The 26,051-nt window shown below is 63.2% G+C and carries 2 protein-coding genes; both read left to right on the top strand.

All coding sequences use genetic code 11. The features are described from left to right. Window positions 1-81 precede the first annotated feature (81 nt). On the top strand, window positions 82-14,115 hold the full coding sequence (locus GIV35_RS13130) for a non-ribosomal peptide synthase/polyketide synthase (RefSeq protein WP_236491402.1): 14,034 nt from the start codon (window positions 82-84) through the stop codon (window positions 14,113-14,115). Window positions 14,116-14,118: 3 nt separating this feature from the next. After that, window positions 14,119-25,974, top strand: a complete 11,856-nt coding sequence (locus tag GIV35_RS13125; protein ID WP_236485882.1) for a non-ribosomal peptide synthetase — start codon at window positions 14,119-14,121, stop codon at window positions 25,972-25,974. The last annotated feature ends 77 nt before the right edge of the window (window positions 25,975-26,051 follow it).

The raw sequence follows: 26,051 nt of genomic DNA, 5'->3' as shown, positions 1-26,051 counted from the left end.
CGCTAATTTTTCCCCGCCCGGTTCGTTTTATAGGGACGACGTGCCTTTGTGCTTCCCGCCTATTGCCCCGGATTCCAAGAAATGAATGCTGAAGACTCCTTGAAACTTGCTCGCCGGTTTATCGGGCTGCCCCTGGAAAAACGCCAACTGTTCCTGCAAGCCTTGCAGAAAGAAGGCGTGGATTTTTCAAGGTTTCCGATTCCGGCAGGGGTGGAGGTGGAGGACCGCCAGGCTCTGTCCTACGCACAGCAGCGCATGTGGTTTCTATGGCAGTTGGACCCGGCCAGCGGCGCCTACAATTTGCCCGGCGCAGTGCGCTTGAGCGGGGCGCTGAGCGTGCCAGCGCTGGAGCAAGCGTTCGCCAGCCTGGTGGCGCGTCACGAAACTTTGCGTACGGTGTTCCAGCGTCAGGCTGATGAGCGGCTGGCGCAGGTGGCGGTGGAGCCGTCGGTGACAGTCGAGCACTTGGACTTCACGGCCTTGGCCATCGACGCACGGGAGCAGGCCGTTAACGCCACCGCCACCCGTCAATCGCTGTTGCCGTTCGACCTGGAGCACGGGCCACTGCTGCGCGTGCAACTGCTCAAGCTTGCCGAGCAGGAACACGTGCTGCTGCTGACCCTGCACCACATCGTCTCCGACGGTTGGTCGATGAATGTGCTGATCGACGAGTTCATCCGCTGCTATGACGCCCATGAGCGCAACGAAGCACCTCAACTGCCGGCGCTGCCCATCCAGTACAGTGACTACGCCCTGTGGCAGCGCCGCTGGCTGGAAGCGGGCGAGCAGGCCCGCCAGTTGGAGTACTGGCAGGCTCGCCTGGGCGATGAGCATCCGGTTTTGGAGCTGCCCACCGACCACCCGCGCCCGGCCATGCCCAGCTACCAAGGCACACGGCACAACTTCGCGATTGAGCCGGCACTGGCCGCGCAACTGCGCAGCTGCGCGCAAAAACACAACGTCACCCTGTTCATGCTGCTGCTCGGTGCCTTCAATGTGCTGTTGCACCGCTATACCGGCCAGGGCGACATTCGCGTCGGTGTGCCGATTGCCAATCGCAATCGCACCGAAGTCGAGGGGCTGATCGGTTTCTTCGTCAACACCCAGGTTTTGCGCACCGAACTGACCGGGCAAACGCGGGTTGCCGAGTTGCTGCAAGGTATCAAGGAGCATGCCCTGGGCGCTCAGGCCCATCAGGAGTTGCCCTTCGAACGGCTGGTGGAAGCGCTGAAAATCGAGCGCAGCCTGAGCCACACGCCGCTGTTCCAGGTGATGTATAACCATCAGCCGGTAGTCGCCGATATCGCCTCGGTCAGCACTGCATCGGGGCTGGAATTGGCCCTGGTGGAATGGCAAGGCCGCACCACCCAGTTCGACCTGACCCTGGACACCTATGAAAAGTCCGGCACCCTGCATGCCGCGCTGACCTACGCCAATGACTTGTTCGATACGCCCACCATCGAGCGCATGGCCCGGCATTGGATCAGCCTGTTGCAAGCCATGGTGCTCGATGGCGAACAGCGCATTGGCGAATTGCCCATGCTTGACGCGGCTGAACAGCAACGGCTGGTCCACACCTGGAACCAGACCGCCGAGGCGTACCCGACCGAGCGCGGGATTCATCACCTGATCGAAGACCAGGCGCGGCGCAGCCCCGATGCACCGGCACTGTTGTTCGGTACCACCATTTTGACCTACGCCCAGCTGGATGCGCGCGCCAACCAGTTGGCCCATGCCCTGGGCGAGCAGGGCGTGGGGCCCGACGTGCTGGTAGGTATCTGCATCGAGCGCTCCATCGAAATGGTGGTTGGCCTGCTGGCGATTCTCAAGTCCGGTGGCGCCTACGTGCCCCTCGACCCTGAGTACCCCCGGGAACGCCTGGCCTACATGATCGAAGACAGCGGCATACAACTGCTGCTCAGCCAGCAGAGCTTGCTGGCGTCGCTGCCCGTCGCCGGTATCCAGGTAATTGCCCTGGACCAGCCGGCGCTATGGCTCGACGGCTACAGCAGCGAATCGCCGAACGTGGCCTTGCATACCCTGAACCTGGCCTACGTGATCTACACCTCGGGCTCCACCGGCAAGCCCAAAGGCGCCGGCAATAGCCATCGCGCCTTGGTCAACCGCTTGAGCTGGATGCAGCAGGCGTATGGCCTGGGTGCCAATGACGCGGTGTTGCAGAAAACCCCGTTCAGCTTTGACGTGTCGGTGTGGGAGTTCTTCTGGCCGCTGATGACCGGCGCCCGCCTGGTGGTCGCGGCGCCTGGCGAACACCGTGAGCCGGCGCGCCTGATTGACACCATTGGCCGACACGCCATCACCACCTTGCACTTCGTGCCGTCGATGTTGCAGGCGTTTATCCATGAGCCGGGCGTACAGGCGTGCGCAAGCCTCACGCGCATTGTGTGCAGCGGCGAAGCCTTGCCCCTGGATGCGCAACAGCAAGTGTTCGCCAAGTTGCCCGCTGCGGCGCTGTACAACCTCTATGGCCCGACCGAGGCGGCCATCGACGTCACGCACTGGACCTGCATTGACGAAGGCGCCGACAGCGTGCCCATCGGCCGCCCCATCGCCAACCTCGGCACCTACGTGCTGGACGCGCAACTCAACCCGGTGCCGGCCGGCGTCAGTGGCGAACTCTACCTGGGCGGCGTCGGCCTGGCGCGCAGTTACCATCGACGCCCGGCGTTGACCGCCGAACGTTTTGTGCCCAGCTCGTTCTTGAAGGGCGAACGCCTGTATCGCACCGGTGACCGCGTGCGCCAGCGTGCCGATGGGGTAATCGAATACCTCGGCCGTCTCGATCATCAGGTCAAGTTGCGCGGCTTGCGTATCGAGCTGGGCGAAATCGAAGCACGCCTTATGCAGCATCCACACGTGCGCGAAGCCGTGGTACTGGTACAGGGCGGCAAGCAGTTGGTCGCCTATCTTGTACACGAAGGCGAGGCGCCAACGGACCTCAAGGAATGGTTGCTCAGCAGCTTGCCGGAATACATGGTGCCGACGCATTTCATTGCGCTGCCCAAGCTGCCGGTGACCGCCAACGGCAAGCTCGACCGCAAGGCGTTGCCAGTGCCGGATGAGGCATTGCAACAGGCATTTGTCGCCCCCCAAGGCGACCTGCAAACAGCCCTGGCTGCCATCTGGAGCGACGTGCTGGGCGTTGAGCAGGTCGGCCAGGACGATAACTTCTTCGAGCTGGGCGGCGATTCGATCATCTCTATCCAGGTGGTCAGCCGCGCCCGTCAGGCCGGCATTCGCCTGAGCCCGCGTGACCTGTTCCAATACCAGAGCATCCGCAGCCTGGCTCTGGTGGCGCGCTTTGAGCAGGTCAGCCTGATCGACCAGGGCCCGGTCAGTGGCGAGGTGATGCTGACGCCCGTCCAACACAGTTTTTTCGACCAGCCGATCCCGGCGCGGCATCACTGGAATCAATCCTTGTTGCTGGTGCCCGGCGAGGTGCTTGAGCCTGCCCGGTTGGAGGCCGCGCTGGCGCGGTTGATCCAGCATCACGACGCTTTGCGCCTGCGCTTTGTGCAGCAGGCTGGCGGCTGGCAGCAGAGCCATGCTGCCTATGTCAGCGAACCGCTGTTGTGGCAATGCCAGGCCGGCACCGACGCTGAGCTGGCGGCGCTGTGTGATGAAGCCCAGCGCAGCCTTGACCTTGCCCAAGGCCCGCTGCTGCGCGCCGCGTTGGTGAGCATGGCCGATGGCAGCCAGCGTGTGCTGTTGGTGATCCATCACTTGGTGGTGGATGGCGTGTCCTGGCGCATCCTGCTTGAAGACCTACAACAGGCCTACCGGGAACAGGTGCTGCCGGCAAAAACCAGTGCCTACCAGCGCTGGGCGCAACAGTTGCACCGCCACGCGCAGACCGTCGAGGAGCAACTGCCGTACTGGCAAGCCCAATCCATCGACGCCGAGCTGCCGTGTGATCACCCCGAAGGCGGCCTGCAAAACCGCCTGGGTGCCAAGCTGGAAACACGCCTCGACGTCGAGCACACCCGCCGACTGCTGCAAGACGCGCCAGCGGCCTATCGCACCCAGGTCAACGACCTGCTGTTGACCGCCCTGGCGCGGGTGATCAGCCGTTGGAGCGAGCAACCTGCTGCGCTTATCCAATTGGAAGGTCACGGTCGCGAAGATCTCTTCGACGACATCGACCTGAGCCGCACCGTCGGCTGGTTCACCAGCCTGTACCCGGTGCGCCTGCACGCCGAAGGCGAGTTGCCCGAGGCGATCAAGGCGGTCAAGGAACAACTGCGCGCCGTGCCCGACAAAGGCCTGGGCTACGGCCTGCTGCGCTACCTGGGCGCGCCACACGCGCAGGAAAGCCTGGCGAACCTTACCGCGCCGCGCATCACCTTCAACTACCTGGGCCAGTTCGACCGTCAGTTCAACGAGTCGGCACTGTTTGTGCCGGCCAGTCAGGGCAGTGGCCAGGCCCAGGATCCAGAGGCACCGCTGGCCAACTGGCTGACACTGGAAGGTCAGGTGTATGGCGGCGAGCTGTCATTGCAATGGGGGTTCAGCCGGGAGATGTTCGAGGCGGCAACTGTTCAAGGTCTGGCGGACGAGTACGCAGCCGAACTCAGGGCGCTGATCGAGCATTGCTGTGCCACGCCGGCAGGCCAGGTGAGCCCGTCGGATTTCCCGCTGGCACGCCTCACCCAGCAGCAACTGGATGCCTTGCCCGTGGCCGGGCCGGCGATTGCCGACCTTTATCCGCTGTCGCCGATGCAGCAAGGCATGCTGTTCCACACCCTGTTGGAACCCGAGGCCCAGGCCTACATCAACCAGTTGCGCCTGGACATCGAGGGCCTCGATTTGCTCGCTTTCGGGCGTGCCTGGCAGGCTGCACTGGATCGTCACGACATCCTGCGCAGCAGCTTCCATTGGCTGGGCCTGGACAGTGCTCACCAGATGATCCAGCGCCAGGTCGACCTGCAACTGCAAGTGATCGAAGACCCCGACGCCGATTTCGACACCCTGGCCCAAGCCGAACGCGAACGCGGTTTTGCGCTGAATGCCGCGCCGCTGTTTCGCCTGACGCTGGTGCGCGGTGCCGGTGCGGCCTGGCACTTTATTTTCACCAGCCATCACATCCTCATGGACGGCTGGAGTAACGCGCAGTTGCTCGGTGAAGTCATCGCTCACTATGCGGGGCAGGCAGTGCCGGCGCCGCTCGGGCAGTTCCGCGATTACCTCGCCTGGCTGCAACAACAATCCTCGGGCGAAGCGTTCTGGAAAAACGCCCTGGCGGCATTGCCGGCGCCGACCCTGCTGGCGCAAGCGCTGCGCACGCCGGTAGACGGGGTGGGCATGGCTGACCATCACGTGGCGCTGGAGAGTGACTTTACCCGCCGCCTCGGCGAGTTCGCACGCCAGCACAAAGTCACCCTCAATACCCTGTTGCAAGGGGCTTGGAGCCTGTTGCTGCAACGCTACACCGGCCAGGACTGCGTCGCCTTCGGTGCCACCGTGGCCGGGCGTTCCGCACCGCTGCCGGGGATCGAGCAGCAACTGGGCCTGTTCATCAACACCTTGCCGATCATCAGCGCAGCCTCGCCAGCCCAGTCGGCCGCAACCTGGCTCAGCGAACTGCAAGCGCTCAACCTCAGCCTGCGCGACCATGAACATGTGCCGCTCTACGACATCCAAGGCTGGGCTGGCCAGCAGGGCGCGCTGTTCGACACCTTGCTGGTGTTCGAGAACTTCCCGGTTGCCGAGGCGCTCAAGCAAGGCGCGCCAGCCGGCCTGACCTTCGGTCGCCTGCACAACCATGAGCGCACGCACTATCCATTGACCCTGGGCATCGAACTGGGCGCCAGCCTGCGCCTGGAATTCAGTTATAACCGTGCCCAGTTCAGCGAGGCGCACGTGGCGCAGTTGAGCGCCAACCTGCAACACCTGCTGGCGCAATTGCTCGCAGACGCTCACATGCCGCTGGGCAACCTGCGCCTTCTCGACGCCCCTGCGCAACGGCAGATGCTCGCTCTGAGCCGCTCAGCCGCAGCGCCCCAGGCCAACGAACGCGTGCATCAGCGTATCGCAGCCCAGGCCGAGGCGACGCCAGACGCCCTGGCTGTACAGGCCGGTGACGCCAGCTTGAGCTACGCCCAGTTGAACCAGCGCGCCAACCGCCTGGCCCATCGCCTGTTGGCGCTTGGCGTCGGCCCCGGCCAACGGGTGGGCCTGGCTTCGCGGCGTGGCCCGCAATTGATCGTCAGCCTGCTGGCAGTGCTCAAAAGCGGGGCGGCCTATGTACCGCTGGACCCTGAATATCCGGCGGAACGTTTGGCCTACATGCTCGCCGACAGCCGCCTGGACGTGCTGCTCAGCGAAACCGGCTTGCTCGCCGACTTACCTTTGCCCCGCGGCCTGACTCGTATGGATTTCAGCGCCAGTGGCGACGAACTGACCGGCTACCCGACGACCAATCCGCCTAATCACGCGGCGGCGGCTGACCTGGCCTATGTGATCTACACCTCTGGCTCCACCGGCCAGCCCAAAGGCGTGGCCATCGACCATGCCGCCCTTGGCCAGTTCTGTGACAGCGCCACGCTGTACAGCCGACTGAGCGCCGAGGACCGCGTGTTGCAGTTTGCGACCTTCAGTTTCGATGGTTTTGTCGAACAGTGCTTCCCGCCCCTGTGTGCGGGCGCGGCGTTGATCATGCGTGGCGATGAACTCTGGGATGCCGGGCAGCTGGCGCAAGAGATTGTCGAGCAGGGTGTGACCCTGGCCGATTTGCCCGCCGCCTACTGGTACCTGTTGGCGCAAGAGTGCGCCGAGCACCGTCGCTCCCTGGGCAAGCTGCGCCAGGTACATGTGGGGGGTGAAGCCATGTCAGTGGAGGGCGTGCGTGCGTGGTACGCCGCGGGCTTGGGCAATGTGCGCCTGGTCAACACCTACGGGCCGACCGAAGCCACGGTGGTCTCCAGCGTGCATGAGTGCCAATTGGCCGATGCCAACGACGCCTACGGCGTGCCAATCGGGCAGGCGATTGCCGGGCGCGGCCTGTATGTACTCGACAGCGGTTTCGAATTGTTGGCCACCGATGGCGTGGGCGAGCTGTGCATTGGTGCTGAGGTTGGCTTGGCGCAACGCTATTTCGACCGCCCGGCGCTGACCGCCGAGCGCTTCTTGCCGGACCCGTTTTCCGCCATGCCCGGTGCGCGGCTTTATCGCAGTGGCGACCTGGCCCGGTACAACCCGGCGGGTGCGCTGGAGTACGTCGGGCGTATCGACCATCAAGTGAAGATTCGTGGCCTGCGTATCGAAATGGGCGAAATCGAAGCCAGCCTGCAAGCCTTGCCCAACGTGCGAGAAGCCGCCGTGCTTGCGCAGCCGAGCGCGACCGGCGTGCAGTTGGTGGCGTACGTGGTGCCCGCCGAACGCCAAGCGCTGGAGGCCCAGGCACTGGCGGCGCGCTTGCGCCAGACGTTGCCGGACTACATGGTGCCGGGCCATTGGGTGGTCCTCGATGCCTTGCCGTTGAACCACAACGGCAAGCTCGACCGCCGTGCGCTGCCCACACCCGACCTGAACCAGGCCAGCGCCGCCTACGTGGCGCCGCAAAGTCCATTGCAAATCCAGTTGGCGGCGATCTGGCAAGCAGTGTTGCAGGTCGAGCAGGTTGGCCTGGAAGATCACTTCTTCGAACGCGGCGGCCACTCCTTGCTGGCCACCCAAGTGATCTCCCGGGTGCGCCACGATCTCAAGCTGGAAGTGCCGTTGCGGGCCCTGTTCGAACAGCCGACGCTGGCCGCTTTCGCAGCGGCGTGCGCAGGCGTGCAGGCCGATACGGCGCCCGTGATGCAGGCGGTTGGCCGTGAGCAGCCGCTGGCGTTGTCCTTTGCCCAGGAGCGGCAGTGGTTTCTCTGGCAATTGGATCCCACCAGCGCGGCCTATCATGTGCCCAGCGTCTTGCACCTGCGCGGTGAACTCGACATCGCGGCGCTGGAGCGCGCCGTCGAAGCCCTGGTGCAGCGCCATGAACCACTGCGCACCACCTTCGTGGAGTCGGGCGAGCACACCGTGCAAGTCATCCACCCAAGCCTGGCAGTGCCGGTTGAACAACAAAAGGTCGACGCCGGCGCTATCGAGCAGGCTGCCACCGAAGAGATCCAGCGCCCGTTCGACCTGCGCAACGGCCCGCTGATGCGCGTCAAGTTGCTGATCGTCGCGCCTGATCACCATGTGCTGGTCATCACCCAGCACCACATCATCTCTGACGGCTGGTCGATGCAAGTGATGATCGACGAGTGGGTGGCGCTGTACCAAGGCGACGCAGGGTTGCCGGCCTTGCCGATCCAGTACGCCGACTACGCGCAGTGGCAGCGCGACTGGATGGCGGCTGGGGAACAACAACGCCAGCTCGATTACTGGTGCGCTCGTCTGGGGCACGAACATTCGTTGCTGGACCTGCCGCTGGACTATCCACGCCCCGCAGTGCAGAGCCATCGTGGCGCGCGCCGCCAGATTCATCTGGAGCGTGCGCTGCTGACTGAACTCAAGGCCCTGGCCCAGCGTCAGGACGTGACGCTGTTCATGCTGTTGCTGGCCTCGTTCCAGACCTTGCTGCACCGCTACAGCGGCCAGGCACAGGTGTGTGTCGGCGTACCGGTCGCCAACCGTAATCGCTTCGAAACCGAGCGACTGCTGGGCTTTTTCGTCAACACCCAGGTGCTGCAAGCTGACGTGCACGGGCAGATGCCGTTCGACCAGTTGCTGGCCCAGGTCAAGCAGCGTGCCCTGGAGGCGCAGGCCCATCAGGACCTGCCGTTCGAGCAGATCGTGCAAGTGTTGCAGCCCGAGCGCAGCCTGAGCCATAACCCGCTGTTCCAGGTGATGTTCAACCATCAGGACAGCCTGCGTTCAGCCCCGGTGCAATTGCCCGGCCTGGCTTTGCAGCCAGTGGATTGGGCCGGTCACAGCACGCAATTCGACCTGAACCTGGAAACCGAGGAATCGGTGGACGGTCTCTGGGCCTCGCTGACTTACGCCACGGATCTGTTTGACGCGGCGACCGTGGAACGCCTGGCCGAGCATTGGCAAAACCTGCTGCGCGCAGTCCTGCAGGATGCCTCGGTGGCCTTGGACGACCTGGCGATGCTCAGCCCGTCGCAATGGCAGCACATGGTGCACGACTGGAACCGGAGCGACACCGACTACCCACGCGAACGCTGCGTACACCAGTTGTTTGAGGCCCAGGCCGCGGCGCAACCCGACGCCATCGCGCTGCACTTCAATGACGAGCACCTGAGCTACGGCGAACTCAACCGTCGCGCCAATCGGCTGGCCCATCGTCTGATCGACATGGGCGTCGGCCCGGACGTGCTGGTGGCAGTACACGTGGAGCGTTCCCTGGACATGGTGGTTGGCTTGCTCGCGACCCTCAAGGCCGGTGGCGCCTATGTGCCGCTCGACCCACAATTCCCTGCAGAGCGCCTGGCCTACATGCTTGAAGACAGCCGCGCCCAAGTACTGCTGACGCAACCGCACCTGCTGGGGCACCTGGCTCAGCCGCACGGCGTGCAGGTGCTGATGGTGGAGGAGGCCGGCACAGCGCAGCACAACCCCCAGGTTGCCGTGACACCGGAGCATCTGGCCTACGTGATCTACACCTCTGGCTCCACTGGCAAGCCCAAAGGGGTGATGGTTCGTCACAAGGCGCTGTGCAGCTTCACCAGCGGCATGGCCGGCACGTTGAGTATCGGCCAGGATGCGCGGCTGTTGTCGCTGACCACCTTCTCGTTCGATATCTTCGCCCTGGAGCTGTATGTGCCGCTGAGTGTCGGCGGTACCGTGTTGCTGAGCACCCAGGCAACGGCCCTCGACCCCGAGGCGATCCTCGATCTGGCTCAGCGTCAGGCGGCGAATGTGCTGCAAGCCACGCCCTCGACCTGGCGCATGTTGCTCGACAGCCCACGGGCTCATTCACTGCGTGGCATCGCCTGCCTGTGCGGTGGCGAAGCGCTGCCCGTCGATTTGGCCCAGCGCATGCTCGAACTGCAAGGCCCACTGTGGAACCTCTATGGCCCGACGGAAACCACCATCTGGTCGGCGGCTCATCGTTTGCACCAGGCATTGCCGTTCGTTGGACGGCCCATCGCCAATACCGGCTTGTTCATCCTCAATGCCGGTCTCACGCCATGCCCCCAAGGTGTGTCCGGTGAGCTGCTGATCGGCGGTGTCGGCTTGGCGCGGGGTTACCACGGGCAGCCGGCGCTGACCGCTGAGCGCTTCGTGCCCAACCCGTTTGGAGCTCCGGGCGAACGCCTGTACCGTACCGGTGACCTGGCACGCTATCGGGCCGACGGCCTGGTGGAATACATCGGCCGCGTCGACCATCAGGTCAAGGTCCGGGGTTTCCGTATCGAGCTGGGTGAAATCGAAGCCTGCTTGCGTGAGTTCGACGGCGTACGCGAAGCCGTGGTGCTGGCCGATAACGACCGGCTGATCGCTTACCTGGTCAGCGCCGCGCCGCAGGCGTCGCAGGTCTATAAAACCGCGCTGCGCGAGCGCTTGCCGGACTACATGGTGCCCGCGCAGTGGCTGTTCCTCGACAGCCTGCCGCTGACCCCCAACGGCAAGCTCGACCGCAAGGCATTGCCCAAACCGGATGTCAGCCTCTCGCTCAAGGGCCATGTAGCGCCCGTCACCCCGCGCGAGCAGCAGGTGGCGGCGATCTGGGCCGAGGTACTGGAGTTGCCCCAAGTGGGCCTCGACGATCATTTCTTCGAGTTGGGCGGGCATTCATTGCTGGCCACGCGGGTGGTGTCACGGGTGCGTCAGGCCCTGGCGCTGGAAGTCCCACTCAAGGCCTTGTTCGAACAGCCGCTACTGGGTGATTTCGTGCGGGCCTTGGGCGAGGAGGGCGTCACCGCGCCGGCGTTGATCAAGGCCGACCGCACGCAGCCTCTGCCGCTATCTTATGCCCAGGAGCGCCAGTGGTTCCTCTGGCAACTGGACCCGGCCGGCGCCGCGTATCACATCCCCAGCGCCTTGCGTTTGCAGGGGCCGTTGGACCTGACCGCGCTGCAAGAGAGCTTTGATAGCTTGCTGGCTCGCCATGAAAGCCTGCGCACGTATTTCCGTCAGGACGCCACTGGCGCGGTTCAAGTCATTGACGCCCAGGGCCGGGTCGATATCGAGCAGGTCGACAGCGACTATGCCGGCCTCAAGGCGCGGGTCGCCCAGGTGGTCGCCCAGCCTTTCGACCTGCTGCGTGGGCCGCTGCTGCGGGCCACCTTGCTGCGCCTGGCCGAGGACGACCACGTGCTGGTGCTGGTGCAGCATCACATCGTTTCTGACGGTTGGTCGATGCAGTTGATGGTCGAGGAGTTGGTGCAGGCGTATGCCGCTAACAGCCAAGGCCAGGACGTGCAATTGCCGGCGCTGCCGATCCAGTACGCCGATTATGCCGTGTGGCAGCGCGGTTGGATGGAGGCGGGGGAGCAGGCGCGTCAACTGGCCTACTGGCGCGAGCAGTTGAGCGGCGAGCAACCGGTGCTGGAGTTGCCGTTCGACCAGCCGCGCCCGGCACAGCCAAGCCATCGTGGCGCACGCTTGGGTATCGAGTTGCATCCGGAGTTGTTGGGCAGTTTGCGCGCACTGGCGCAGCACGCTGGCGTCACGCTGCCGATGCTGCTGCTGGCGTCTTACCAGGCGTTGCTGCATCGCTACAGCGGCCAGGAAGATGTGCGCGTAGGCGTGCCGATTGCCAACCGCAACCGCTTGGAAACCGAGGGATTGATCGGCTTCTTCGTCAACACCCAAGTGCTCAAGGCCGATATCCACGGGCAAATGAGCACCGAGCAACTGCTGCACCAGGTGCGTCAGCGTTCCCTGGAGGCCCAGGCTCACCAGGACCTGCCGTTCGAACAGCTTGTGCAGGCATTGCAACCGGAGCGCAGCCTTAGCCTGAGCCCGTTGTTCCAAGTGTTGTTCAACCACCGTGTGAGCGCTGCCGACAGCCATCTGCATCGCCTGGCCGACCTGCACGTCGAAGTCCTGGATCTGGACGAAGGCGTGGCCCAGTTCGACCTGGCGCTGGATGTGGAAGAAAGCCAGACGGCCCTGCGTGCCTCCCTGAGTTATGCCACCGATCTGTTCGCCGTGGCGACCATCGAGCGCATGGCCGGGCATTGGCAGAACCTCTTGCGCGCAATGGTGATCGACCCACAGCAACCCATCAGCCAATTGAGCTTGCTGGGCGAGGATGAGCAACAGCAGATTCTTGAGCTATGGAACCAGGCCGACGCCGGCTTCTCGGCCGAGCGGCTGGTACACGAATTGGTCGGCGATCGCGCCCGGCAAACCCCGGACGCAGTGGCGGTTAAATTCGATGCGCAAACCCTGACTTACGGTGAACTGGATCGCCAGGCCAACCGCCTGGCCCATGCCTTGATCGCCCGTGGCGTCGGCCCGGAAGTGCGGGTGGCTATTGCCATGCCGCGCAGTGCCGAGATCATGGTGGCGTTCCTGGCAGTGATGAAAGCTGGTGGCGTGTATGTGCCACTGGATATCGAATACCCACGTGATCGCCTGCTGTACATGATGCAAGACAGCCGTGCGCAACTGCTGCTGACTCACAGCCGGGCGTTGCAGCAACTGCCAGTCCCCGAGGGTCTGGATACCCTGGCGATTGATCGCACCGAAGAATGGGCCGGTTACAGCGATACGGCACCGGATGTGGCTCTGGACGGCGACAACCTCGCCTACGTGATCTACACCTCCGGCTCCACCGGTTTGCCCAAGGGCGTGGCGGTGGCTCATGGGCCGTTGGTGGCGCATATCATCGCCACTGGCGAGCGTTATGAGACCTCACCGGCCGATTGCGAACTGCACTTCATGTCCTTCGCCTTCGACGGTTCCCACGAAGGCTGGATGCACCCGCTGATCAACGGCGCCAGCGTGTTGATCCGTGATGACAGCCTGTGGCTGCCGGAATACACCTACGAGCAGATGCATCGCCACAACGTGACCATGGCGGTGTTCCCACCGGTGTACCTGCAACAGTTGGCCGAACATGCCGAGCGCGACGGCAACCCACCGGCGGTGCGGGTGTATTGCTTCGGTGGTGATGCCGTTGCTCAAGCCAGCTATGACCTGGCTTGGCGAGCGCTGAAACCCAAGTACTTGTTCAACGGCTATGGCCCGACGGAAACCGTGGTCACACCGCTGTTGTGGAAGGCCCGTAAAGGTGATCCCTGCGGCGCTGTCTACGCGCCCATCGGTACCTTGCTGGGCAACCGCAGCGGTTATGTCTTGGATGCGCAACTGAACCTGCAACCTATCGGCATAGCCGGCGAGTTGTACCTGGGCGGCGAGGGTGTGGCCCGGGGCTATCTGGAGCGTCCGGCGTTAACCGCCGAACGCTTCGTGCCGGACCCGTTCGGCAAGCCCGGCAGTCGCGTGTATCGCAGCGGCGACCTGACCCGCGGTCGTCCGGATGGCGTAGTGGATTACCTGGGGCGTGTGGACCATCAGGTGAAGATCCGTGGTTTCCGTATCGAACTGGGGGAAATCGAAGCGCGCTTGCGCGAGCAAGCCAGTGTCGGTGAAACCGTGGTGGTCGCTCAGGAGGGGCCGACCGGCAAACAACTGGTGGCCTATGTGGTACCGGCCGACGCCAGCCTGGCCGACCAGGTTGAGTTCCGTGACGCCCTGCGTCGTGCCCTGAAAGCCGACCTGCCGGACTACATGGTGCCCAGCCACTTCGTATTCCTGGCGCAGATGCCGCTGACCCCCAACGGCAAGCTCGACCGCAAAGGCCTGCCGGTGCCGGATGCGAGCCAGATGCAGCAGCAGTACCTGGCCCCGCAAACCGAGCTTGAGCAGCAGATCGCCACGATCTGGGCCGACATTCTGCACCTGCCGCAAGTGGGCCTGAACGACAACTTCTTTGATGTCGGTGGCCACTCCTTGCTGGCGATCCAGATTACCTCTCGGGTGCAGGCCGAGCTCGGCCTGGACGTACCGTTGATGGAACTGTTCCAGACTGAATCGCTGCGCGCCTACGTGCAGGCCGCAGCCACTTTCCGCGCCGGCAGCGTGGAAGATTTTGATGACCTTCGTGACTTTTTGAGCGAACTAGAGGCGATTTGAACCATGCTTTCCAACCCTAATATCGACCTGGTGTCGCGCTTTCTTCGCTTGCCTCTGGAGCAGCGCCAGCAGTTTTACCAGCGCCTGCAAAGCCGGGGCATGAGTTTCGCTCAACTGCCGATTGCTCCCACCCGCCACGACAGCGACACACCGACGTTGTCTTACGCCCAGGAACGCCAGTGGTTCCTCTGGCAACTGGACAAGGACAGCACCGCCTACCACATCCCTGGCGCCCTGCGTTTGCACGGGCACTTGGACCTGGCAGCGTTGCAACGCAGTTTCGACAGCCTGCTGGCCCGGCATGAAAGCTTGCGCACGCAATTGGTCGAGGACGATGAACGTCTGTGGCAGTCAGTGATGCCGCAGGCGCGGTTGCAGATCCAGCAGGCGCACGTCGACCAAGCGCAGTTGATGGCGCGGGTGGAAGAGGAGGTGGCGCGGCCGTTCGATTTGCACCAGGCGCCGTTGTTGCGTGTGACGCTGTTGCAACTGGCCGAGGATGAGCATGTGCTGGTGATGGTGCAGCACCACATCGTCTCCGATGGCTGGTCGATGCAGGTGATGGTGGAGGAACTGGTGCAGCTCTACGCCGCCCATAGCCAGGGCCATGACCTGCAACTCCCGGAACTGCCGATCCAGTACGCCGACTACGCGCTGTGGCAACGCGGCTGGATGGAAGCCGGGGAACAGGCGCGCCAACTCGCGTATTGGCAGGCCCTGCTGGGCGGCGAGCAACCGGTGCTGGAATTGCCGCTGGACCGCCCGCGCCCGGCGCAGCAAAGCCATCGCGGTGCAAGCCTGCAGGTGCATCTGCAACCGACGTTGGTGGCGGGCCTCAAGCGCCTGGCGCAGCAAGAGGGCGTGACCGCGTTCATGCTACTGCTGGCGTCGTTCCAAGCCCTGTTGTATCGCTACAGCGGGCAGTCGGATATCCGCATTGGCGTGCCGAACGCCAACCGTAACCGCGTCGAAACCGAGCGGCTGATCGGCTTCTTCGTCAACACCCAGGTACTCAAGGCTGACCTTGACGGGCAGATGAGCTTTGCCGAGCTGCTGCAACAAACCAAACGCCGCGCCCTGGAGGCCCAGGCTCATCAGGACCTGCCGTTCGAGCAACTGGTGGTGGCATTGCAGCCTGAACGCAGCTTGAGCCATAACCCGTTGTTCCAGGTGATGTTCAACCACCAGACCGAGGCCCAGGGCGGCCGCGAAGGCCAACAGTTGCCGGGCCTGCGTGTGGTGGAACTGGACTGGGACAGCCAGACCACCCATTTTGACCTGAGCCTGGACACCCATGAATCCGCCGACGGGCTTTGGGCCGCGCTGACCTACGCCACCGACCTGTTCGATGCCGCCACCATCGAGCGCTTGGCGCAACATTGGCAGCACCTGCTGCAGGCGGTGGTGAGTGCGCCCCGCAGCCGCCTCTGCGAGCTGCCGATGGTGAGCGCCGCTGAGCAACACAGGATGCTCCAGGACTGGAACACCCCGGCTGGTGTCACCCCCTTTGAGGCTGTACACCGGCTGTTTGAAGCCCAGGCTGATCAGCAGCCGGAACGTCAGGCCCTGGCCCTGGATGAGCAGGCCCTCAGCTATGGGGAGCTGAACCGTCAGGCCAACCGCCTGGCGCATTACCTGCTGGCCCAGGGCGTCGGCCCCCAAGGGCTGGTGGGGATCGCCGTGGAGCGCTCTTTTTCCATGGTGGTCAGCTTGCTCGCGGTGCTCAAGACAGGAGCGGCCTATGTGCCGCTGGACCCTGAATACCCCCGCGAACGCCTGGCGCATATGCTTGAGGACAGTGGTGTGGGCCTGGTGTTGACCCAATCCCACCTGCATGGGCGTCTGCCGTTGCCGGCCCGGGTGCTGGCGGTGGACATCGACCGGGTCCAGGCGCAGTTGGCGTTGTGTGCCGACAGTAATTTACCGGTTGATGTCGAGCCCCAGAGCCTGGCGTATGTGATCTACACCTCCGGCTCCACCGGCAAGCCCAAGGGGGTTGCCATCAGCCAGGCTGCACTGAGTGAGTTTGCTGGCATCGCGGCGGATTACTCGCAGCTGGTTGCCCAGGACCGAGTGCTGCAGTTTGCCACCTTGAACTTCGACGGTTTCGTCGAGCAGCTGTACCCAGCCCTGACCCTCGGTGCCACCGTGGTACTGCGTGGCCCGCAGTTATGGGACGGTGCCGAGCTGTATCGGCAGATCATCGCCCAGGGCATTACCCTGGCCGACTTGCCCACGGCCTACTGGAAGCTGTTCCTGCAAGATTGCCTGGCAGCAGGCCCAAGGACCTATGGTGCTTTGCGCCAGATCCATATCGGCGGCGAAGCCATGCCGTTGGACGGCCCACTATTGTGGCAGCGCGCCGGGCTCGGCCATGTGCGCTTGCTCAATACCTACGGGCCTACCGAGGCCACCGTGGTTTCCAGCGTGCTGGACTGCACTGACCCGAGCGCCGTCGGCGCCGGCGGTGCCAGCCCCATTGGCCGGGCGCTGCCAGGGCGTGGCCTGTATGTGCTGGACCGTGACCTGAACCTGCTACCGCTGGGCGCCGTGGGTGAACTCTATATCGCCAGCGCCAATGGCTTGGCCCGTGCGTATTTGCAACGGCCAGGCCTGACCGCCGAGCGCTTTGTCGCTGACCCGTTCAGCCCATCCGGCGAGCGCCTGTACCGCACCGGCGACCTGGCGCGTTATCGCGCCGATGGTGTGGTGGAATATGTCGGGCGGGTCGATCACCAGGTCAAGGTCCGTGGTTTTCGCATAGAACTGGGTGAGATCGAAACCGTGCTGCTGGCCCAAGACAGCGTGCGTGAAGCGCTGTTGCTGGCTGCCGACAACCAACTGCTGGCCTACCTGGTACCTGCGCAGACGCTGTCTGAAACCGAGCTCGCCGAGGTGTGCGAACAGTTGATGGCCACCTTGCGCGACCACCTGCCGGACTACATGGTGCCGGCGCACCTGATCTTCCTCGACCGCATGCCGCTCAACCCCAACGGCAAGCTGGATCGCCAGGCGCTGCCCAAGCCAGATGCCAGCGTGGAACAACAGGATTGGCGAGCGCCGGTCACCCCGTTGCAACAGCAGGTGGCGGCGATCTGGGCGGCTATTCTGGGGGCCGAACGGGTGGGCTTGAACCAGCACTTCTTCGAACTGGGAGGGCATTCCCTGTTAGCGATGCAGGTGGTGTCACGCATCCGCCAGACCCTGAGCCTGGAAGTGTCGCTCAAAGCCGTGTTCGAACACCCGCGGCTGGAGGCGTTTGTCGCGGCCTTGCAAACCCAGGAGCGCCTATTGCCAACGGCGCCGGCCCTACTGCCGGCGGGGCGCGTGCAGCCGTTGCCACTGTCTTACGCTCAGGAACGACAATGGTTTCTCTGGCAACTGGAACCCCACAGCGCGGCGTATCACATTCCCAGCGCGCTGCGCCTGAAAGGGCAATTGGACCTGGCTGCGTTGCAACGCAGTTTCGATAGCTTGCTGGCGCGTCATGAAAGTCTGCGCACCCATATCCGCCAGGATCACGACGGCGCGGTGCAAGTGATTGAGCCGCCAATGTCCTTGCCGATCACCCAGGCCGATACCGATGAAGCCCAGCTCAAAGCCAGGGTGCAAGCGCTGATCGCCCAGCCGTTCGACCTGCAAGAAGGCCCGTTGCTGCGCGTCACGCTGTTGCGCCTGGCCGCCGACGAGCATGTGTTGGTGTTGGTGCAACATCACATCGTCTCCGATGGTTGGTCGATGCAGTTGGTGGTCGAGGAACTGGTGCAGTTGTATGCCGGTTACAGCCAGGGCCAGGACGTGCAGTTGCCGGCGCTGCCGATCCAGTATGCCGACTATGCCGTATGGCAGCGCAGCTGGATGGACGCCGGTGAGAAGCAACGTCAACTGGCCTACTGGCGTGAACTGTTGGGCGGTGAGCAGAGCGTGCTGGAGTTGCCGTTCGATCACCAGCGCCCGGCTGTGCAGAGCCACCGCGGCGCGCGCCTGGCGTTCGAGCTGGCGCCCGAACTCACCCAGGGGCTCAAGGCTTTGGCCCAACAGCAGGGCGTGACCCTGTTCATGTTGTTGCTGGCATCGTTCCAGACTTTGTTGCACCGCTACAGCGGCCAGGAAGAAATACGTGTCGGCGTGCCGATTGCCAACCGCAATCGCAGCGAGACCGAGCGCTTGATTGGTTTCTTCGTCAACACTCAGGTGCTCAAGGCGGATGTGCATGGGCAGATGAGTGTCGAGCAGTTGCTGCAGCACGTTCGGCAACGCGCCCTGCAAGCCCAGGCCCACCAGGATTTGCCGTTCGAACAACTGGTGGAAGCCCTGCAACCTGAGCGTAGCCTGAGCCACAACCCGCTGTTCCAAGTCATGTTCAATCATCAGACTGACGTCGGCCAGGCTCAGGTTCAGCATCAACTGCCAGGGCTGCGGGTAGAAGGCCTGGACTGGGACAGCAAGACCGCACATTTCGACCTGGACCTGGATATTCAGGAGTCCACCGAAGGTATATGGGCCACCTTGGGTTATGCCCAGGACCTGTTCGAAGCCAGCACCGTGCAACGCATGGCGCGTCACTGGCAGAACCTGCTGCAAGGTATGGTCGCCAACCCACGACAGCAGCTCAGCCAGTTAAGCTTGCTGGACGCGACCGAGCAACAACAGATCCTGCAATTGTGGAACCGCACGGAGTCTGGCTTTTCGGCCGAGCGCCTGGTGCATCAACTGTTTGCCGATCGCGCCCGGGCAAACCCGACGGCGGTGGCGGTGAAGTTCGACGCGCAAACCCTGAGCTACGGCGAGCTGGATCGCCAGGCCAACCGCCTGGCCCATGCCCTGATCGCCCGTGGCGTCGGCCCGGAAGTGCGGGTGGCCATCGCCATGCCGCGCAGTGCCGAAATCATGGTGGCGTTCCTGGCGGTGATGAAAGCCGGCGGTGTGTATGTGCCGCTGGATATCGAATACCCACGTGATCGCCTTCTGTACATGATGCAAGACAGCCGCTCGAAATTGCTGTTGACCCATTCGGCCGTGCAACACCGGTTGCCGATCCCGGACGGCCTCGACGCCTTGGCGGTGGATCAGGTGCAAGCGTGGGCGGATTACAGTGATACGGCCCCGACTGTGGCGCTGGACGGCGACAACCTCGCCTACGTGATCTACACCTCCGGCTCCACCGGTTTGCCCAAGGGCGTGGCGGTGTCACACGGCCCGCTGGTGGCGCATATCATCGCTACTGGCGAGCGCTATGAAACCTCACCGGCCGATTGCGAACTGCACTTCATGTCGTTTGCTTTCGACGGTTCCCACGAAGGCTGGATGCACCCGCTGATCAACGGCGCCAGCGTGTTGATCCGTGATGACAGCCTGTGGCTGCCGGAATACACCTACGAGCAGATGCATCGCCACGACGTGACCATGGCGGTGTTCCCACCGGTGTACCTGCAACAGTTGGCCGAGCATGCCGAGCGCGACGGCAACCCGCCGGCGGTACGGGTTTACTGCTTCGGTGGTGATGCGGTGGCCCAGGCCAGCTATGACCTGGCGTGGCGCGCGCTGAAACCTGAATACCTGTTCAACGGCTACGGCCCGACGGAAACCGTGGTTACGCCGCTGCTGTGGAAGGCACGCAAGGGCGACCCTTGCGGCGCCGTCTACGCGCCCATCGGCACCTTGCTGGGCAACCGCAGCGGTTATGTATTGGACACGCAACTGAACCTGCAACCCATCGGCGTGGCCGGCGAGTTGTACCTGGGCGGCGAGGGCGTGGCGCGGGGTTATCTGGAGCGCCCGGCACTGACTGCCGAGCGTTTCGTGCCGGACCCGTTCGGCAAGCCCGGCAGTCGCGTGTATCGCAGCGGCGACCTGACCCGTGGGCGTCCGGACGGTGTGGTGGATTACCTGGGGCGTGTGGACCATCAGGTGAAGATTCGCGGTTTCCGTATCGAGCTGGGGGAAATCGAAGCGCGCTTGCGTGAGCAAGCCAGTGTCGGTGAAACCGTGGTGGTCGCTCAGGAGGGGCCGACCGGCAAACAACTGGTGGCCTATGTAGTACCACTGGACCCGACGCTCCTGGATGATGCTGTCGCTCAATCAAACGGTCGCGAAACCTTGCGGCGCGCCTTGAAAACCCGCTTGCCGGACTACATGGTGCCGACGCACTTGATGTTCCTCGAGCGTATGCCACTGACCCCTAACGGCAAACTCGACCGCAAGGGCTTGCCGCTGCCGGATGTGAGCCAGATGCAGCAGGTGTATGTGGCGCCCGAGAGCGAGTTGGAGCAGAAGATCGCCGCGATCTGGTCCGATGTGCTACGCCTGCCACAGGTGGGCCTGCATGATAATTTCTTCGAGCTGGGCGGCGATTCGATCATTTCGATTCAACTGGTCAGCCGCGCCCGCCAGGCGGGTGTGCGTTTCACGCCCAAGGAGTTGTTCCAGCATCAGACGGTGCAGAGCCTGGCGACGGTCGCGAGGGAAGGCGACGGTGTGGTGCAGATGGATCAGTCGCCGCTGACTGGCGATTTGCTGTTGTTGCCGGTGCAACACAGTTTTTTTGCCGATGAGATTCCCCAGCGTCATCACTGGAACCAATCTGCGGTGCTGCAACCGCACCAGCCGTTGCAGGTACCGCTGTTGTTGGCCGCACTGCAGGCGTTGATCGTGCATCACGATGCCTTGCGCAGCACCTTTGTCGAGGGCGCACAGGGCTGGAGCGCGGCCTACCGTGGTCCGGATCAGCACCAGGCTGAACAGGTGCTATGGCAAACCACATTGAACAGCGTCGAAGAACTTGAAGCCTTGGGCGAAGAGGCCCAGCGCAGTCTCGACCTGGGCGCAGGCCCGTTATTGCGTGCGGTGTTGGCGCAGTTGGCCGACGGTTCACAGCGCTTGTTGCTGGTGATCCATCACTTGGTGGTGGACGGTGTGTCGTGGCGCATTCTGCTTGAAGACTTGCAAAGCACGTATCAGCAACTGGCCCAAGGCGCCCCTGTGACACTGCCAGCCAAGACCAGCGCCACCCGCGCCTGGGCTGCTCGCCTGCAGACCTACGCCCACAGCCCGGCGTTACAACACGAGCTGGTTTGGTGGCAGACGCAATTGCAGGGCAGCCCGGTCGGTTTGCCGGGCGCCGATCCACAGGCGAGCCTGAGCAACCAACTGGCCCTGAGTGTGAGCACACACCTGGATGCCACCTATACTCGGCGCTTGCTGCACGACGCGCCGAGTGCCTATCGCACCCAGATCAATGACCTGCTGTTGACTGCTCTGGCGCGAGTTATTACGCGCTGGAGCGGCGAGGCTTCGACGTTGATCCGGCTTGAAGGTCATGGCCGCGAAGATCTGTTCGATGACATCGACCTGACTCGCACTGTCGGTTGGTTCACCAGCCTTTACCCTGTGCAACTGGTACCGGCCGATTCCCTGGCTGCCTCCCTCAAGCGCATCAAGGAGCAGCTGCGAGCCGTGCCCGACAAGGGCCTGGGGTTCGGTGCCCTGCGTTACCTGGGTAATACCGCAACGCAACAGGCGTTGGCGGCCTTGCCGCAGCCACGTATCACCTTCAACTATCTAGGGCAGTTCGATGCCAGCTTCGACAGCGGCGAACAGCCAGGACTGTTCACGCCGACCGCTGATGCCAGCGGTGCCGAGCAAAGCCTGCAGGCACCTTTGGGCAACTGGCTGGAAATCAACGGTCAGGTCTATGGTGGCGAGCTGAAGTTGAACTGGAGTTTCAGCCAGGCGATGTTCGGTGAAGCAACCGTCAAATGCTTGGCCGACGACTATGCCTTGGAACTCAAGGCTCTGATTGATCATTGTTGTGAGTCGGCGCATCAGGGCGTGACGCCGTCGGACTTCCCGTTGGCGCGGTTGTCCCAGGACCAGTTGGATGGCTTGGCACTGAACGTGGCTGAGGTCGAAGACCTGTACCCATTGTCACCCATGCAGCAAGGCATGCTGTTCCAATCGCTGTACGGCGAGGGTTCGGGTGACTACATCAACCAGATGCGCATTGATGTGCAGGGCCTGGATGTGGCGCGCTTCCACCAGGCCTGGCAGGTGGCGGTGCAACGCCACGAGATCCTGCGTAGCGGTTTTGTCTGGCAGGCGGAGCTTGAACAGCCTTTGCAGGTGGTCTACAAGCGGGTGCGCCTGCCGTTTATGGCGTTGGATTGGCAGACCCGTAAGGACTGCAACCAGGCCCTGGATGAGCTGGCCGAGTCGGCACGCACCCAAGGTTTTGTCCTGGAGCAGGCACCGCTGTTGAGCTTGACGCTAGTACGCACGGGGGCGATGAGCTACCACCTGATCTACACCAATCACCATATTTTGATGGATGGCTGGAGTGGTTCGCAGCTGTTCGGCGAGGTGTTGCAACAGTATGCCGGTGAGCCGCTGCCAGCGCCGACCGGGCGGTACCGCGACTACATCGCCTGGCTGCAGGCACAGGACAAAGCCGTCAGCCAGGCGTTCTGGCAGGCGCAACTGGTCAACTTGCAGGCGCCCACGCGCCTGGCCGGTGCCGTAGAGACTGAGGTGGATGCGGCCCAGGCGGTCAATGGCGAGCATCGCTTGAGCCTGGATGCTGCGCAAACCGAACACCTCAAAGCCTTCGCCCAACGTCACAAGGTGACCCTCAATACCCTGGTGCAAGGCGCCTGGTTGTTGCTGTTGCATCACCACACCGGGCAAGCCACCGTAGCATTCGGCGCCACGGTAGCAGGGCGTCCGGCGGAACTGCGTGGGATTGAACAGCAGGTCGGCTTGTTCATTAACACGCTGCCGGTGGTGGCGACGCCGGATGCGCAAATGTCGGTCAGCCATTGGCTGGAGCAACTTCAGCAACAGAACGTTGGCTTGCGTGAGCATGAACACACGCCGCTGTTCGAGATCCAGCGTTGGGCCGGGCTGGGTGGAGAAGCGCTGTTCGACAGTATCCTGGTGTTCGAGAACTACCCGGTGTCTGAGGCGCTGGAGCAGGGCGCACCGTCGGGGCTGCGTTTTGGCGCAGTGCACAGCCTGGAACAGACCCACTATCCATTGACCGTGTTGTTGGCTATAGGCCAGACACTGGGCTTGGAGTTCAACTACTCCCGCCAGGCTTTCAGCGGCGCGCATATCCAGCGCTTGGCCGAGCACTTCCAGCAGTTGCTGCTGGCCCTGGCCAGTGACGGCAGTCAACGCCTTGGCGCGTTGCCCTCAGTGGCGCAGGCCGAGCGGCAGTGGGTATTGCATGATTGGAATGCGACTGCGGTGGATTACCCGCTGGATCAAGCGGTCCACACGCTGATCGAGGCTCAGGCGCTGCGTACACCGGATGCACCTGCCTTGATTTTCGCGGGGCAAGCCTTGAGTTACAGCGCGTTGAACGCCCGGGCCAATCGCCTGGCACATCGCTTGATGATGGCCGGGGTTGGCCCGGATGTGCTGGTGGGGCTGGCGGCAGAGCGCTCGGTGGAGATGGTGGTTGGCCTGTTGGCGGTGCTCAAGGCCGGTGGCGCTTATGTGCCGCTGGACCCTGAGTATCCTCGTGATCGCCTGGCCTACATGCTGCAGGACAGTGGTGTGCAACTGCTGTTGACCCAGGCTCATCTACTGGCGCAACTGCCGGTTCCCGCCGGTGTACAAACCCTGGTGCTGGAATGTGGCGATACCTGGCTGGAAACCTTCAGCAGCCACAACCCGAATATCCCGGTGCACGGCGAAAGCCTTGCCTATGTGATCTACACCTCCGGCTCCACCGGTCAGCCCAAGGGCGCTGGCAACCGCCATATCGCGCTGACCAACCGCCTGTGCTGGATGCAACAGGCATATGGGCTCACGCCGCACGACAGCGTGTTGCAGAAAACTCCGTTCAGCTTTGACGTGTCGGTGTGGGAGTTTTTCTGGCCGCTGATGACCGGCGCGCGTCTGGTAGTGGCGGCACCGGGCGATCATCGTGATCCAGCCAGGCTGGTACGGCTGATCAACGAGCAACAGGTCACCACGTTGCATTTCGTGCCTTCCATGTTGCAAGCGTTCTTGCAAGACGCGGCGGTTACTTCATGCCAGAGCCTGCAACACATCGTTTGCAGTGGGGAGGCGTTGCCTGCGGATGCCCAGCAACAGGTGTTCGTCAAATTGCCCCGCGCCGGCTTGTACAACCTGTACGGCCCTACCGAAGCCGCTATCGACGTAACCCATTGGACCTGTGTCGAGGAAGGTCGCGACGCCGTGCCCATTGGCCGACCCATTGCCAACCTGGGCTGCTACGTGCTGGACGACAACCTGGAACCTGCGCCAGTGGGTGTGCTGGGCGAACTGTATTTGAGCGGTATTGGCTTGGCGCGGGGTTATCACCGCCGTGCGGCGCTTACCGCCGAGCGGTTTGTGACCGACCCGTTCGGCAGCGGCACACGTCTGTATCGCACCGGTGACCTGGCGCGTTATCGCGACGATGGCGTGATTGAATATGCCGGGCGCATCGATCACCAGGTCAAACTGCGCGGCCTGCGCATAGAGTTGGGCGAAATCGAAGCGCGCCTGCTGGAGCTCGACAATGTCCGCGAAGCCGCGGTGCTGGCGGTGGACGGTACCCACCTGGTGGGTTACCTGGTGCTGCAACAGCCCCTTGAAGAGTGGAAGGCAGGGGTGGTTGCACACCTGGCCGAGCAGTTGCCCGACTACATGGTCCCGGCGCAGTGGGTGGTACTGGCGCAGATGCCGTTGAGCCCGAACGGCAAGCTGGACCGTAAGGCGTTGCCCAAGCCAGAGGCTCACGGTGCCGCGCAATACCAGGCGCCCGTTAGCGAGATCGAGCAGCAAATCGCAGCGGTCTGGAGCGAGGTGCTGGAGGTGGAGCGCGTAGGGCTCAACGACAACTTCTTCGAGCTCGGTGGCCATTCATTGCGAGTGCTGATGCTCAAGGAGCGAATTCGCAAGGTCAGCGGCGTGAACCTGTCTGTCAGCCAACTGATGCTTAACCCTACTGTGGCGGGACAGGTCAAATGCCTGCAGGGCAATAGCCGGTCTTCGTTGATCGTCAAGCTCAACCAGCAGACGCAAGGCACGCCGTTGTTCCTGTTCCACCCAAGCTTCGGCTCGGTGCATTGCTACACCGCGATTGCCCTGGCCTTGCGCGAGCAGCGCCCGGTGTTCGGGGTCATGTGTCGTGCCTTGGCCGAAGAGGGCGCCACGGTGCCGCAATGGCAGGTAATGGTCGAGGACTACACCGCGCAATTGTTAGTGGCCCAACCCCAAGGCGCGTTCCGCGTGGGTGGCTGGTCATTGGGCGGCAACCTGGCGATGGAGGTAGCCTACGGCCTGGAGCAAGCCGGCCGAGAAGTGGAGTTTGTCGGCTGGATCGACGCTGCGCCGCCGCAATGGGTCAAACCCTATTGGGACGCAGTGGTGGTCGAGGACGCTCGCGAGATCTCAGCCAATGAGCGCCGCGCAGCGTTGCTGGGGGTTATGTTTCCTGAGTTCGCCGAGTCCATCCAACACGCCTGGCAGCAATGCCAACGGGATAGCGAGGATGAAACGGGACAATGGCTGGAATTTTTGAACTGGGCTGAACAGTCTTTGGGCGAAGCCTTCACGGTGATCAAGGATGAATTACTGCGTGGCAATGAGGCGCAGATTTCCTGGGACGTTGACCGGGCACTCAGTGAGCGTTTGCTGCAAGCTGACTTCAAGCCGATCAAGGCGCCCGTCACTTGTTGGTGGGCGTCCATGAGCCGGGCAGGGCGCTTCAAGGACCTGATCGAGCAGCAAATGGCAACGGTGATCAGCCAAGGGCGCATCGAGCGCTCAGTGATGATTGAGACCGATCATGACGGCATTATCGACAGCGCGGTGTTTATCAGCAGTTTGGTAGAGGCGTTGAGGTAAGCCGCCGCTCAATCACAAAAACCCGGATCCAGTGTCCGGGTTTTTTATGCTCCAATCCCTCTTCGCCAGTATCTCTG

It is taken from the genome of Pseudomonas sp. PA-1-6B (assembly GCF_021609545.1).
GTDB lineage: Bacteria > Pseudomonadota > Gammaproteobacteria > Pseudomonadales > Pseudomonadaceae > Aquipseudomonas > Aquipseudomonas fluorescens_BV.
Note: the sequence above shows the minus strand (reverse complement) of the source record. Positions and strands in the feature narration are given on the sequence as shown.